The following is a 16,334-nucleotide window of genomic DNA, read 5'->3' as shown; positions in this document are numbered from 1 at the left end:
GTTTTTCATTTGGGGCTAACCGATCATGCATATACTTTAAGTCTTCGCTTTCTGGTATTTCCCGTTGGTGGCTCCCTGATGGAAGTCCACCTGTATTACCTGTGGTGAAGTATATAACTTAACAGGCACCTGTATGAGGTACTGATTATCGGCAATCTCTTCTACCTTCAGTGCATTCCCTTTCGCATCCACAAAGCTGGCCTTGTCCAGCACCATGCCACGCGGTGTGCGCACTTTCAGCAAACCGCTGGATGGCCAGTTAAACACCACCATGTTCAGCTGATTGCTATTTTTCTTTTTCGTGTAATAACCCCAGTCTTCTTTTTTCATACCAGCATAATCACAGTTCCAGATGGCATCACCGTATTTACCCATCCAGTTGCCGATTACCGTAGCAATATCCAGTTCTTCTTTACGGAAATCACCATTGCCGGTAGGGCCAAAGTTCAGGAGGAAGTTGCCTCCCATTGAAGTGGTGTGCACCAGCATTTCCAGGAGTTCCAAAGGCGATTTTACATGGCTTACCGTCCAGTCCTTATGATATCCCCATTGGTTTTCTGGGATGGTCATGCAGGCTTCCCAGTCCCAGCGGGTAACCGCTGTGTCTGTAACAGGATCGGGTAAACGACGTTCGTAACCTGATTCGTAGTCGCCCATGAGCTGCCCGTTGGAATCTTTGTGGCGCTTGCCGTAGTCATCGGCGCGGAGGCGACTGTTTACAATCACACCGGGACTCACTTCCTTCAGCATTTTTTCCACTTCATAGGTCCATTTACCGTTCTTTTTTACGGAGTTATCCCACGTGCCATCAAACCAAAAAGCCTTCACAGTGGGGTAGTTGGTGGCCAGCTCTTTCAGCTGGTTGTAGGCAAAATCGAGATAACGTTTAAAGGCTACACTATCCTGCGGTGATTTAATATCATTGCGCCAGTCGGGATGATGCCAGTCGAGCACGGAATAGTAAAAGTTTACATCAATACCTTCCGCGTTATAGGCTTCCACAAGCTGTTTAAGGATATCTTTTTTATAAGGGCTGCCGGCCACGGAAAAGTCCGTGTACTTACTGGGCCACAGGCAAAAGCCTTCATGGTGCTTGGTGGTGATGGTCATGTATTTCACGCCCATTTTCTTTGCCATTTTAGCCCATTGCTTCGCGTCAAACTTCACCGGGTTAAACTGATACATCAAAGAGTCCCAGGTGGCAGAGGGCACGTTGGCACTGGCTTTCAGAAACTCCGCAGCATAGTTATAGGTTTTCCCGTTCCACACACCACCAGGGATGGCATAAAGTCCCCAGTGGATGAATTGTCCAAATCGGTTGCTGCGCCACTTGTTCATGGCATCGTCTGTACGTTTGCCGCTGTATTGGGCGCCATACTGTAATGGTATGGCGCTGTTTTTCTTTTCCTGTGCGCCTGCCTGGAAAATGCTTCCCAGCAGGGCGGCTGCTATAATTATCTTTTTCATTTTCTTTCAGGGAGATGATATTACCATCCCGGATTTTGGATCAGGTCATTGCTCTTGTTCACTTCGTCAAATGGCAATGGACAGAAGTACATTTTTGGATAGAGGAAAACTGCGTTGAGGACAGCTACCGGCTGATAGGCCCAGGTGTTATCTTGTTGTTTGGTGACCATCATACCCTGTATGGTTCTGTTTTCGGTTACTTCCGCTGTTTTCCATCTACGGGTGTCGTAGTACCAGTGGCCTTCGTAGTTAAATTCCACTTCGTATTCATTGCGGATAATACCACGCATAGCTTCCTTGCTCATACCGGCATCCAGTCCGTACAGGTTATCAGCGCCGGGTGTAATGCCTGCCCTGCGGCGTATTGCAGCAATGATGTTGTATACTTCCTGGGTAGGGCCATTTAGTTCATTGATTGCTTCTGCATATCCCAGCAGTATTTCCGCATAGCGGATTACAGGAAGTACGCGGTTTTGATTGGTGTATCTGCCGGTGCTGTCGTTCGCCATTTTACGGCTATAATAGCCGGTTTTAGTGGAGTATGCCTGTAAGCCGTCGGCGGTGAGCTGTCCCTGCCAGGTTTTATAGATATCCACCGGGTCCATTTTTTTGGTACTGTTGTTAAACACAGTAGCCTGGTTGTAGATAACGGAGCAATAGAAGCGCGGATCTCTGTTGGTATAGGGAAACTTAGGATCGTAGCCGGAACCGGGGGAACTGGTTGCTTTACCGTTTGCCATACCAAAAGCATCCACGAGGTTCTGACTGGGTGTGCTCCATCCGCTGCCACCTCTGGAAACCGGGAAGCGGGAACCTTCGATTTTGGTATTTGGTGAAAACATATATGGCATAATGTATTCGCTGTTTTTACGCAACAGAAACATTTTCCAGTAACTATAGCCAGGGCGTGCGCTGGCATTGGTTTCTGTTTCAAACAGTGTATACTCATTGCTATTGATGATGGCCTTGCAGGCATCCGCCGCTTTTTGCCAAAGCGTTGCATCATAGGCACTACTATAACTTATGAGCGGCTGCAACTGCGGATCGTTCGAAATAGCCCCCCCGTTGAAAAGCGGGCTGGCCGCGTATACCAGCATTCTTGCTTTCAAAGCCTGACACATACCCCGTGTGATGCGGCCATAGTCTGCTGCCGGCTGCTCCATGGCAGATGGCAGGTCTGCAGCGGCTTTATCGCATTCGGCAGTGATGTAATCCACACATTCCTTGAAGCTATTGCGCTTGTATACCATAGGCGTAGCCAGGTCGTAGGCAGTATCGGATACGATCATAACGCCGCCGTATAAACGTACCAGCTGGGAATAGAAGAAGGCGCGCAGGAAGCGGGCTTCTGCAGCTGTGCGCACCTGCATTGCAGGCGACAGGGGCGACTTTTTAACCTTCGCCATGTACTGATTGGCTGCGCGGATTTTGATATAGTAAGTTTTGTAATAGTTATTGGAGAAAAAGTTTTTAGGCGTACTGGCGCCGGTGATAAAGCTGGCCTGCGGGTCACTGTAGTAGGATACAGAGTGGGAGGTCATATCTTCAAAACTGGCGTAGTCATTACCCACCACGGAGGTGATCAGGGTATAACGGTCATGTATAATGTCACAACCGGTATATACATACATATCCGTCAGGAAGCTGAGTGTTTTTGCTGAGTCAGCAAATACCATCTGCTCGGTTAAGCTTTCCGTCTGCCTTTTATCCAGGAAGCTGTCTGATTTTTTGCAGGCGGCAAACAGGGCCAGGGCCATGCATCCTGCGGCGGTATATTTAAGAAGTTGTTGGATCATTTGATAATTTTTGATGTGATAGCTGTGGTTACAGTCCCACCTGGATACCCAGGTTATAGATACGCTGCTGTGGATACTCGCCTATGCTCGACGTTACGGCAGATTCAGGATCAATAGCCACCGGCAGTTTGTTGTATACCAGCGCCATGTTGTATCCGTTGCCATAGATGCGGATGCTCTTAATCAGCTTATGCTTCAGCAGGGAGGCAGGTACGGCGTAGCCGAATTCCACGTTTTTCCACCTTACATAATCACCGCGTCTGAACCAGTAGGTAGAGGTTTGCGGGCTACCCTGACCATCGCCGATGGAAGGATAGGAGGCATCGGTGCTCCATGGCGTCCAACGGCCAAGGTTAAACGGAGTGGATTGTCTTTCAGGGCGACTATAAGCAAGGCTGCCGCGCTGAATATTGATCACATAGTCAAAGGACCCCTGGAACAGGGTACTGAAGTCGAAGCCTTTGTAGGAGAAGCCGAAACTAAAGCCGGTGATATACCTTGGCAGGTTTACACCCATGCCCATCTTATCATTTTCATCGATGATGCCATCGCCGTTGAGGTCCGCGAATTTCAGCGCACCAGGGAACAGGTTTTGCTGCGGGATGCTGGTAACCAGTTTCGGACTTTTGTAGAGGTCTTCAATGTCTTCAAACATGCCAATGTATTTATAGCCAAACTGCTGTCCGATCGACTTACCTGTTTGCGCCATCCATGGATATTTAGCATTGGCCTCGTCCATGTACAGGATCTTGTTTTTAGCGAAGCTCACCTGGCCTCTCATGAAATACTGCACTTTGTGAGAGCGGTTGTTGTACTCGATTTCTACCTCGTAGCCTTTGTTACTTACACGGCCCAGGTTCATCGGTGGCAGGCCGATACCGATCGGTAACGGAACGGTGCCGCGGGTAGACAGGATGTCGTAACGATAGTTGTCGAAGTAATCTGCTACGATACCAATTTTACCATTGAGTAATTTGATATCTACCCCGATATCTGTTTTTCTTTCTTTCTCCCAGGTAACCTCGTCATTACCGAGGTCGCCCTCAACGATGCCGCTGGCGTTGGTAGAGTTTTCACCGAAGTTGTAGCCTTTACCATCTTTATAAATCTGCTCGTAGAGGTATTTGTAGGCACCCACTTTATCGCTGCCTACGAGGCCATAGGAACCACGAATTTTGAACGCATCAATGAATGGAATGTTCTCTTTGAAGAATGGTTCTTCGCTGATGTTCCAACCCACACCAATGGCCGGGAACAGACCATACTTTTTACCGCCTGCAAATCGGTCGGAGCCGTTGTAGCCGGCGTTTACATCCAACAGGTATTTGAGTTTGTAGTTATACCCGATGCGACCTGTAAAGCCACGGAAGTTGTTGGGAATACCGGCATCTACCGCATCAGAACCATTCCAGGAGTTGGTGGTATTGGTGATCTGGTTAAAGAGCGCGAGCGCGGTAATATTATGATCGCCAAAACTTCTGGCATAGTTTAATGATCCCTGCAGGTTTAGTTTTCTGGCGCTGCCGCGATAGCCACCGCCTGCACTGAGGCGGCCCATCCTGTACAGGTTATTTACCGTTGGTTTGTAAGCTTCCGCTACGGCGTCGTAATAGTAGGTAAGGATTTCGTTGTTAGCGCGGGTGAGGCTCTTTTCAAAGGAGTAGTCGCTGGCCAGCGATACCAGCAGGTTAGCGCTCAGTCCTTTGGTTACCTTATCCAGTTTTTGAACGGCAGATGCCACTACGTTGAAGTTATTTTCATAGCTGCGCTTGTAGCCGGAATATTTGAGTACGGCCACCGGGTTCATTTTGGTGCCGGTGGAATTAGCCGCACCAAGGCTGCTGCCGAAAGTACCGTTTTCGTTATACACCGGGTAACCGAAAGAGGACAGTTCCCCGTTCCACATATACTGGAAGGTGGTACCACCACCGTTGAAAGCCTTGTCATTCGGCTCGTTGGTGGTTCCGAATCTACCGCTGAGGTCTACACGAATATGCAGGTCTTTGGTAGGATCGATATCGATATTGGAGCGGAAGTTATAGCGGTTATAAAAGTGATTACTGTTATAGCCTTCACCTTTACTGAAGTTTTTAAAGATACCACCCTGGGTGAGATAACCGAGGGAGATGAAGTATTTGATTTGATCGGAACCGCCGCTGATGTCGAAGTTAGTCCTGTTTTGCAGGCTGTAATCCTTCATGAGCACATCCCACCAGTTTACGTAGGGGTGCAGGTACGGATCGCTGTTATCTTTATAGTATTCCAGGTTATCGTTGGCGAAGAACTGCGGATACTTCACTGCCGGATCACGGAGGCCCAGTGTTTCGTACTCACGCAGGAGGCTCAAGGTAGTATAGCCATCATTCATTTTTGGCGGGCGGGTAGGGGTGAGCGCACCGGTTTCGTTGCGTACGGTGAGCATGGGCTTACCACTTTTACCGCGGCGGGTACTGATCACCATCACGCCGTTGGCGCCTCTGATACCGTATACGGCAGTGGTGGAAGCGTCTTTAAGGATGGAGATGCTTTCAATCTCGTTAGGGTCCAGCTGTGCTACCTGCTCGTACGAAAACTCGATATCATCTACGATGATGAGCGGGTTGTTGGCAGAGTTACCATCAGAGGTATTATACGAGCTGTTACCACGAATAGAAAACACGGCACCATCTTTACCAGGCTGGCCACCACGCTGTTGTGTAAACAGGCCGGGGAGGCGGCCGGCGAGCGCGTTCTGCAAGCTGGCACTGGGGCTCTGGCGGATTTGAGCACCGGAAATGGAGCTGACAGCACCCGTTACAGTAGGTTTTTTGGGTGTGGCATAACCGATGACTACTACATCTTCCATGCCCTTTACGTCAGGACTAAGCACTACCGTGCCCTTGGCCTGTGCAGCAGGTATTTCTCTCTTTAAATAACCTACATAGGAAAAGATAAGGATATGCGATTTACCTTTCAGGTTAAGGGTAAAGCGACCTTTTTCATCTGTAGCCACGCCATTGGAAGGAAGGTCTTTTTCGAATATTGACACCCCAATGAGTGGCTGGGCGCCTTCCGTTACCACACCGCTCACGGAATTTTGCGCGAGCGCAGGCATAGCCAGCATCAGCAGGCAAATGCATAAAACGGGATATATGAATTTTTTCATTGTTAGCCTTTTTAAGTGATTACCAGTTTGGATTTTGGCGCATGTTACCGTTGGAGATCATTTCCTGGTAAGGGATTGGATACAGGTACATGCGGTCGGCGAGGAATTTGGTGGGCGTAACTTCCACTTTGGTATAAGTCAGGCTGCCATCCTGCGCTTTGGTGATTTGTACACCATGGAGTGATCCGTTCAGTACTTTGTCTGCAATCTTCCAGCGGCGTATATCCCAGAAGCGCTGCTCCTCGAAAGCCATTTCCACACGGCGTTCGTGGCGGATGCGTTCCCGCATTTGCTCTTTGGTAAGACCTGCCGGCAGCGTATAGGGGTTGAGTTTAGCTCGCTGGCGAATCAGTTGTACAGCGTCATATACTTCCTTCACCGGGCCACTGGCTTCGTTGAGCGCTTCGGCATAGTTGAGCAGGATTTCGCCGTAGCGGATAATAGGGAAGCAGTGGTCCGCACTGGTGTAGCTACTGGTAGTACCTGCGGTGGTGAGAAACTTACGCATGTAATAACCGGTGCGCGTTTCTCCACTTACGGTATTGCCAAAGCCCAGTGCACGGTCGATGCCACCATCGAATGTTTCCACTGTACGTCCCAGCCACGACATTCCATTATGAAACACTGTATAGTAAAACCTCGGATCGCGACCCGTGTAAGGCTTATTGGCATCATAACCGGAACCAGCTTCCGTAATCATTTTACCATTTGCCATTTCAAACTCGTCCACCAGTTCCTGGGTAGGATTGGTGGCACCGCCATCGCCGCGTTTTGAGCCTACAGGGCCGTTTAGCATTTCTACGGTATAGCCCTGGCCGGTCATATATGCCACAATGATTTCGCTGTTTTTACGCTTCAGGTATACATCATCAAACGCAGCTGGTAAGGTATACAGCTTAGTATCCATCACATCTTTTGCTGCCTGTGCGGCTGCCAGCCATTTTTCGGTGTTGTGCTCAGGGTTATTGAGCTCACTGGCGGCGTATAGCAACACGCGGGACTTCAACGCCATAGCGGCGCCGCTGGTAAGGCGACCATAATACGCAGTAGCATAGGCTGTTGGCAGGTATTTACGTGCCGTATCCGCTTCTTTCACTATGTAGCTCACACATTCGTTATAACTGTTACGGGGGTACGAAATATCGCTGTTGATATCAAACACCTGGTCGCCGATTAGTGGTACACCGCCCCAGCGTTTGGTAAGTTCGAAATAGGCCCAGGCGCGCATCAGCCGTGCTTCTGCTTTCCATTGATCTTTAAGTCCGGCAGTTTTAAGCGGTACCTGGTCTATTTTAGAGAGAAACAGGTTTACCTTCTGGATAATGTTATAGTTCTGTGTCCAGCGGTTATCGGGCAGGTTATACGGGGTCCATTGTCCGTTGGAAAAGTACTGGACAGTGGCCGTGGCATTGTTAGGCACTGCATCGTCTGTACCTGCATCCAAAATGTTACTGGATATGCGGTTGAAGCCACTCGGTAAATCTGCATAAACATTATACAGGTATCTTTCTGCGTAAACACCCAGTGAGTCGAGCTTGTCGAACACGAGGTCGTCGTCAATAAATTCCAGTGGTTCTTTCTCTATCACATCTTTCTGACAGGCGGCAAAGCCAATACAGGCGAGCACTGGGAGTAATAATGTATATTTTCTCATTACTAATTTCGTTTAGAATTACAGGCCAATAGTTATCCCTCCGTTAATGATGCGCTGATTGCTGAGCGGGGTATAGGTCGATTCCGGATCAAGGTCGCCCAGGTGGCTGCTGGTAAACAGATTGTAAGCGTTTACGAATACCCGGAGCTGACTCAGCTTGCTCTGCTGGAAAGCAATGTTTTTGAAATCATATCCCAGCTCAATATTTTTGAGACGCAGGTAGCTGCCGTTCTTAAGCCAAAAGGTGGACAGCTGGCTGTTATTCACATTGCTGCCGAGGGTGAGGCGGGGGAATTCTGCATTCACGTTGTTGGCCGGCGTCCAGCGGTTGAAATGCATTTCCTGCGCGTTGGCGTAAGCCGTGGTGTAGAAAGGCATCATGGAAGAAGGCGACATTATGATCTGGCGATTGGCAACACCCTGAATGAGGAGCTTGAAGTCGAAACCTTTATAGTTTATACCACCTGTTACGCCATAGAATATGGTAGGTTTGGTAGTAACGATTCCTTTTTTATCCAGTTCGTTGATTACACCATCGTTGTTGAGATCTTTATATTTGATATCACCTGGTGCCGGCGTGTAGCCCTGGTAGTTAGCTGTTTTGGAGATGTCAGTGCTGGTTTGGTAAAATCCATCGGCCACTAGCGCAAAGAGCTGGTAATCTGGCTGGCCGGTGCGGTACAGCCATGGATACGGATAGAGCTGATCGCCCGTGTTGATTACTTTACTATAGGCCGCAGAAATGTTTCCTTCCACATAATACTTAAATCCCTGGCGCGCTTCCGGGCTGTAGTTCACCACCGCTTCGATGCCGCTGTAACGGTTGGTGCCAATGTTTTCTAACGGGTACGGCTGTCCGAAAATACCACTGTTTTTACCGCGGGTTTGCAGCAGGTCATAGAATTTGTTGCGGTAGTAGTCTAGGGTTACCGACAGCTGATTATGCAGTAAAGCCGCTTCAATGCCTACTTCCAGCTTCAGTGATTTTTCCCAGGTATATCCCGGGTTAGCCACCTGTGATTTGGTAGCGCCGGAAACCGCGGAGGCAGATTCACCTACGTTGTAGCCGGTGGTATCAATTTTATAATTGGAGAGGTAAGGGTAGTAGTTGTCCGGATCACCGTATGCGTTTTTACCAATAGAAGCGCGGATTTTTAGTCGGTCGATGAGATGACTGCTGAAAAAGCTTTCATTGCTGATCACCCAACCGAGGCCTAATGCTGGCAGGAAAGCGCCACGACTACCAGGCTGGTAGCGGTTCAGCGATCCATATATCAGCGCCAGTTCAGCCAGATAAGTATTTTTCCAGTTATAGTTGGCGTTTACCCCAAAGTTGCTGTACACGGTGTTCAGCTGGTAAAAGCTGGCGATGTTATTATCCTGGTTATAGGTACCTAATACATCCAGCGTGTGTTCGTTCCAGTTATGGCTATAACCCACCATTATATTATAATAGTTCTGGCGGGTTTGGGTGGCTACGCTGGCCCTGCCGGCTTTGACGATTCCTTCGGTATTGTATTGGATATATGAATTCGGAAGTGCGCCGGTACTGGTGTCTGGCTCAAATACAGCATAGGTTTTAGAGCGGTCAATCACTTCGCTATAGAAGTTGTTCATAGAGAGCTGCGCTTTTACCCACATGCCTTTCACAAAATCATCCAGTTTATACTGTAAGCCCATGTCCGCGCTGATGCGGCGCTGCGTGTTCATCAGGTAACCTGAGTTAACGGCCATTGCCATGGGGTTATCCCGGTAGATATTGGTGCCGGCAAAGGAGCCGTTCTTATTATAAATAGGAAAAGCAATGGGAGCAGTATTGGCGATTTTACTCAGCGTTTCGTTTGTCTGCTCACCGGGCTCGTAGCCGGTTGCCAGGGAGCCGAATACATTCAGTGTAAGCTCAATGTCCTTGTTGAATGCCACCGCAGCATTGGTGCGGATATTATACCGTTTGTAATCGTTGTTGGTATTATAGCTGTTCAATGGGGAGGTGGTAAACATGCCTGATTGCCCGAAATGCTCCAGCGAAGCAAAGTAGTGATAGCTCTTTGCTTTACCGCCCATGTTGATGTTGTAGCGTTGCTGGTTTCCGGTAGATTTTGTCACCGCATCCTGCCAGTCTACATCCGGCTGGGTATACGGATCGTTTGTATGATTTTTCCAGGCGTCGAGCATGCTTTGGGTAAAGCGTGGCGTGGTGCCGGGAGCGGTGTTTAGTTGTGCCTCGTTGTAGAGGGAGGCGTAATCGTAGGCGCCCAGGAAGGTAGGACGGTACAGTTGTTCCAGTACGCCATATTGCGCGGTGGCGCTCACCTCAAAGTCCTTACGGCCGCGACTGCGTGTAGTTATCATCAATACCCCGTTGCTGGATCGTTGTCCGTACATGGCGTTGGCCACGGCATCTTTCAGCAGGGTTACGCTTTCAATGTCGTTGGGATTGAATGCGGTAAAGTCGCGCACTACGCCATCGATCACGATGAGCGGCATTTTCCCGCGAAAGATCATGGTGGCTGCATCTTTGCCGGGAGCACCGCCGTATTGTGTGTTGAGCAGGCCGGCGAGGCGACCGGTAAGCACATTTGAGATATCCGCTACCGGTGTGCTTTGTACATCCTGGTGATAGATGGAGCTGGCGGCACCGGTCATGTTGGCCCGGCTGAGCGTTTTATTCCAGAGATACACCGGTTGTGCAAACCAGGCGCTGTCTTTTGCCGGGGTGATTTTTTTGGTAGCCGCGGTGTCCTGTGGCAGTGTTGCCGCGGTGCTGATGCCGGCGGTGGCCATCACGGCCATGCATACACCCGCTGCTTTATATAAGTAATTCATTGATTTAGATTTTAGGGATGTAAATGTTTATCGCAAAGTGCCACGCACCAGTCCATTCGGAAACAGGGTGGAGTGAACGTCTACATACAAAGGGTCCGATTTCAGGGCACGCAGCGGCTCCCCGGTTACGGTCATGTTCAGCTGTTTGTTGTAATCGGCTGCGGTGGTGGTGAGCTTCAGCAGGGAGGCGCCCACGGGTGTATGGATATGTCCTTCTTTCAGCACATCTCCGGACGGTACCCCATTTACATCGATTGCATAATAGAGCACGTTATCTTCTGTCAGGCGCATGGTCAATCTGGCGGAGGCGCTGTTACCGGCGGCAGGTACTACCTGGCCCGGCGTCAGGTTTACGTCCATGGTCCAGGTAATCTTTTTGTCGAGCTGCCCGCGGACGAGGCCGCCGGGGGCCGACTTAGCAGTGATTGTCATGTAGCCGGGTGTTTTCATCAGGCTGTCGGCTACGGCTTTCGGTACGGCCATATTGCCTTTCAGCTTATTACCGGCGAAAGTGCCGTTGATGGTCAGCAGGGGAGTGGCATTGTTCTCCACGGGGCCGCCTATACGAATGTCGATGCCATCAGGCGTAATTCCGGCAGGAAGGGAGTCGAAATAAATATCGTAATACAGTTGGTAATCGTCCCGCAGGTACAGCAGTGCACTGGCACTGGCACCGTTGCCGGGCGTAGCAGGTACCACGTTGATACCTTTCATTTGAATATTCCACAGCTTTTTAACGAATTGATCCGACTCAGGATCTTTTTTACAGCCCACCAATGAGCATGCAAGCAGTAGCACGCAAAAATGGAATAAGGGAATCAGGCGCATTGTTAATTGATTTAAAAAAGTAATGCAATAGCAGGGGCTACAACTGTCCCATGACAGCCGCCTGCAGTTTTTCATTATTCACTTGGAAATAGCCTTGTTGGTGATTTTTCTACATCATGATCGATTCAGGTTGTTATCGAAGTCCTGTAACTTACTTGTGATTTTGGTTCATTTTCCTGTTCGTAAAAATAGGGTCTTCACAGAATCAGGTACCGGTCATATCTGTCTAAACTACCTGTATTTTGTTTCAAAAACAGCGGGTCACCTGTTACAATAACAAGTGACCCGCTGTTTTAAAACATTGATAATCTTTTAATTACGCCCGTACTCGGAAGGCAGCTGGTTAAATTCCTTCTTAAACCATTTGCGGAAGTAGTCCACATCGGAGAAGCCCACCATATACGCCACTTCGTTTACGTTGTACTGTTGGGTGGCCAGCAACCGGGCCGCATGCCGCAGCCGGATGCTGCGTATAAACTCTATGGTGGTTTGATTGGTAAGTGCTTTTAGTTTTCGGTACAGGGTAATGCGACTCATGTTCACCGCTGCCGCCAGGTCTTCCACATTCAGCGTTGGCTCGGCAATATTTTCTTCGATATAGGTCATGACGGTTTTCAGGAAGATGTCATCCGGGCCTGTCACCGGAATCTCGTCCGGCGCCAGGGTGGCCACCTGGCTGTATTTCTCCCGGAGGCGCCTGCGCGAGTCGAGCAGGTTTTGCACCCGTGTAGTCAGCAGCGTTACACTAAAGGGCTTGGTCACATAGTCGTCTGCACCGGTTTCATACCCCTCCTGGATATGCGCCACAGTACTCCTGGCAGAGAGCATGATGATGGGGATATGGCTGGTCCGGTTGTCATTCTTCAGGGTATGGCATAATTCCACCCCGTTCATTCCCGGCATCATTACATCGCTGATGATAATGTCAGGCAGGTGCGTGGTAGCCAGCTCCAGCCCCTGCAGGCCATCGGCCGCCAGATGCAGGGCATAGTGGGTGCGGAACATATCCGCGAGATATTTCAGTACGTCCTTATTATCTTCCACAATCAACATCACCGGCCGGTCATTGTGCTCCACCGGTTCCACCGGCAGCTGCCGGTCTTCGATCACCTCCGGCCGCAGCATGGTTTCCTGGCTGGCTTCCGCCATTTCATCCGCACTCAGGTGCTCATTGCTAACGGGAATGCGTATACTAAAACAGGTATATCCCCTTTCGCTACCGGTTGCTACGCGGCTCTCCAAACTAATGGTGCCGTAATGCCGGGCTACCAACCCTTTTACGAAAGCCAGCCCGATACCGGTACCGCCGGTTTGCAGGTTCTTGAAATCATAATGATTAAACTGCCCGAACACTTTATCGAAGTGCGTTTCAGGAATGCCAATGCCGTTGTCCGCAACCTGCAAAAGCAGCTTGTCGCCTTCGAAATGCAGTGAAACTTCGACTTTTCCGCCCGTTTGTGTGAATTTCAGGGCGTTGGACAGCAGGTTGAAAAGTATTTTTTCCAGCTTGTCGGGGTCAAACCATACGATCATTTCTGGTTGAGCGGCATAAAAAGCAAGGGCAATGTGGCGTGTAGCAGCCAGACTTTCAAAGGCACTCACGATCTCCCTGCAAAACACTACTATGTTGGAAGGAGCGGCCTTCAACGGCATACCACCTTCTTCCAGCCGGCGGAAGTCCAGCAGCTGATCCATGAGTCGCATCAGCCTTTCCCCGTTTTGCTGGATCAGCAGCAGTTGCTGCCGTTCAGCCTTGTCGCTGCCGGTTTGCTGCAACAGCGTTTCCACTGGCGCCATAATAAGGGTGAGCGGTGTTTTAATATCATGGGAAATATTGGTAAAGAAATCCATTTTGTTTTGGGCCAGTTCCCGCTCTTTCTCCCTGAATACCTGTTGCTTCAGGATTTCATGTTTGAGCAGGGTAGTGCGGGCGGTATAGTAATAATACCAGAGCAGCAGGCCGGCCAGCACCAGTACGTAAAACAGGTAAGCATACCAGGTTTTCCAGAGCGGCGGTAATACTTTTATATGGAGAGATGTAGGTATTTTGCTCCATAAACCGTCGTTATTGGCCGCTTTTACCTTAAATGTATAGTTTCCGGGGTCCAGGTTGGTAAACGTGGCGGAGGTTTGATGGCCTACATAATGCCATTTATTATCGGAGTGCAGCCCTTCCATTTTATAGGCAAACTGGTTGGAGGCCGGGTTAATATAGTTCAGTGCGGCGAAGTGCAGCGTAAAATAAGCCTGGTCATGTGTGAGCGTAATATTATCCGTATAGGTAACGGATTGTTTGAGCGGGGAATTTTTATCTGTCACATTCACCGGGATATTTTTGATCAGCATGCCGGTAAGGATTACCTCCGGCCTGGCCGTGTTATTAAACATGGTAGCAGGGTTAAACCGCACAATGCCGTTGATGCCGCCGAAAAGAATATCTCCATTCCGCATTTTTTCGGCAGGATTCAGGTACTCCGTAGTGCCTGCCCAGCTGGCGGCCCCGTAATTGGTAACGGCGAGGCGACTGGTGTCGGTGCCGGGGTTTTCCTGCAGTACCTTCATTATATTATCCTGGCCGCTAAGCCAAAGGTCACCGGCGTCGTCTTCCACAATGCCCCGTATGATAATGTCCGAGAGGCCGGTTTCCGCCTCCAGGCCTTTCAGCATATTTGAAATAGTGTCTACATACATTAACCCAAAATCATGCGTGCCCGCCCAGATGTGCCCATGACTATCTTCCCGGATACAATGGATGTTATTGGGGTTATCGGCCATGCTTACCCAGCGGTTGCTGATCCTTGTAAACCGGTTGCTGCCAAAACGGAGGTAGCAAAGCCCTTCCGTGGTGCCTACCCAAAGGGTACCGTGCGCATCTTCATACAAACAATTTATTTCACCTTTTCTCAGGCTGTTATAGTCTTTAGGGTTATAGTGAAAACTGTAGGATTGCAGCTTTTTATCTAAAAAATACAACCCGTTTTCTGTGCCTACCCACCAGCCGTTTTTACTTTTTTCCAGCGCATAGCAGGCATGGTTTTGCTTCCCGTCCTTATCCCGTATGGATTTCAGCGGTATACGGGTGAAGGTGGCGGAAGGGACATCAAATTGATACAGTCCTTCCAGGCTGCCTACCAGCAAGTGCTGGTCATCTTTTATCAGGAGAGATTTAATGATTTCCGTATTGGCATTGTCCGTGGGTGAGGGTATGCGGAAATATTTAAAGGAATGCGCTACCGGGTTATAATAGTTCAGCCCGGCGGATGTGGCAATCCAGAGGTTGCGCTGCTTATCCTCAGCTACCGCCATGGCAATACGGCTGTTCATTCCGATGCCATCTTTCATCAGCCAGGAGATGTAGTTCATATCGCTGCCGGGGTGCACCTGGCTCACGCCACCCCAGTAGGTACCGATCCAGATGGTGCCGGCCCTGTCCTGGATGATGGAGCATACAGAGTTATAGCTAAGTGATCCCGGATCATATTTATCGTTGGTGTAATGGGCCACCACCTGGCGGTTGCGCAGTACATAAATTCCCTTGCGGGTGCCTACCCAACAATCGTTGCCAATAAATTTCACGGCTTTCACCATTTCATTGGTGATGTTATAGTTGTTATCTCCCGCCTGGTAGTTGATATAGGCAGATGTGGCCGTATCAAACAGGTGAAGGCCGTGGCCCTGGGTGCCCACCCATATTTCACTGTTGTGGAAGGTGATACAATGTATGGTGGATTTTATTTGCAGTTGCGCAGGCCCTGGTTGTGGTATGCCGGTGGCTGGGTTATATTTAAGGAGAGATACACCGTAGCCGAGCCAGAGGTTACCGTCCTTGTCTTCGGCGAGCGCTCGGACAACGGCTGTGGAGCGGTCCTGCTTTAATGGAATGCGCTGCAATTGTTCCGTTGCGGAGTGGTAGCTGAAAAATCTGCTGGCAGCACCCACCCAGATGCGGTTTTTGGAATCCCGGTAGATCGCGCATACATCCTGTACGCCAGGCGCGCCGGTGGCCATGCGGAACACCTCCTTGCGGGTATCGTAAATATTGAGTCCGTTAGCAGTACCAACCAGTATGTTGCCTTTATCATCTTCCGCGAGGGAATAAACGAAGTTGCTGCTGATGGCGTATTTATTGGTTTTGCTGTAACGGAAGATTTTTATTTCATCGTCGCTGTAGCGGCATAAACCATTTTCGGTGCCTATCCATATAAAGCCTTTGCTGTCCTGCAATATGCAATGGACGGTACTTTGTGGCAGGCCCTGTGCAATGCCAAGCCTGGTAAAATTCACCCTGTTTTCCTGCGCCAGGGCAGGCAGGAACCATAAGAGCAGGGTATAAATAAGTAAATATTTCAGCAGTGGGAATCTCCCTACATACATCATAACAGGACGAACAATTTGGTTGATCTACAGGTTGATATTGAAGGTAAGCTGGCCTGATCAATATCAAATCTGCATGATAAGATATTATCAGCAATGGCTAAAATACAGGATGAGTTCCACATTGTGGAAAGAAAAGAAACAAAGCGTAGATAATACACTTGTGCAACCGCATGCTTGAAAACACTAAAATACGCTGTGGACGCAGTTTTTCAAGGATGAGTAAAAAATCGGAATCCAATTT

General features: G+C 49.4%; 7 protein-coding genes. All 7 read right to left on the bottom strand.

Annotation, left to right across the window (positions count from 1 at the left end; all coding sequences use genetic code 11):
- Positions 1–36 precede the first annotated feature (36 nt).
- Positions 37–1,467, bottom strand: a complete 1,431-nt coding sequence (locus tag BUB18_RS07390) for an alpha-L-fucosidase (RefSeq protein WP_073079456.1) — start codon at positions 1,465–1,467, stop codon at positions 37–39.
- A gap of 20 nt (positions 1,468–1,487) precedes the next feature.
- Positions 1,488–3,263, bottom strand: a complete 1,776-nt coding sequence (locus BUB18_RS07385) for a RagB/SusD family nutrient uptake outer membrane protein (protein ID WP_073079454.1) — start codon at positions 3,261–3,263, stop codon at positions 1,488–1,490.
- Between the two features lie 28 nt (positions 3,264–3,291).
- Positions 3,292–6,408, bottom strand: coding sequence for a SusC/RagA family TonB-linked outer membrane protein (locus BUB18_RS07380; RefSeq protein WP_073079453.1), 3,117 nt, complete (start codon positions 6,406–6,408; stop codon positions 3,292–3,294).
- A 19-nt stretch (positions 6,409–6,427) separates the two neighbouring features.
- Positions 6,428–8,062: a RagB/SusD family nutrient uptake outer membrane protein gene (locus BUB18_RS07375; RefSeq protein ID WP_073079451.1), complete on the bottom strand. Its 1,635-nt coding sequence runs from the start codon at positions 8,060–8,062 to the stop codon at positions 6,428–6,430.
- A gap of 18 nt (positions 8,063–8,080) precedes the next feature.
- Entirely contained in the window at positions 8,081–10,888 is a 2,808-nt protein-coding gene (locus BUB18_RS07370; RefSeq protein ID WP_073079449.1) for a SusC/RagA family TonB-linked outer membrane protein, read from the bottom strand.
- A 27-nt stretch (positions 10,889–10,915) separates the two neighbouring features.
- The gene (locus BUB18_RS07365; RefSeq protein ID WP_073079448.1) at positions 10,916–11,716 is read right to left on the bottom strand and encodes a CHRD domain-containing protein; all 801 of its coding nucleotides are present in this window, start codon (positions 11,714–11,716) and stop codon (positions 10,916–10,918) included.
- A 312-nt stretch (positions 11,717–12,028) separates the two neighbouring features.
- Complete coding sequence (locus tag BUB18_RS07360; RefSeq protein ID WP_083549504.1) at positions 12,029–16,093, bottom strand: hybrid sensor histidine kinase/response regulator transcription factor; 4,065 nt, start codon at positions 16,091–16,093, stop codon at positions 12,029–12,031.
- Positions 16,094–16,334: the final 241 nt, after the last annotated feature.

The sequence above is a fragment of the Chitinophaga jiangningensis genome, from assembly GCF_900142605.1.
Taxonomy (GTDB): Bacteria; Bacteroidota; Bacteroidia; order Chitinophagales; family Chitinophagaceae; genus Chitinophaga; species Chitinophaga jiangningensis.
The sequence above is the reverse complement of the archived record's forward strand: the minus strand, read 5'-3'. Positions and strand labels throughout refer to the sequence as shown.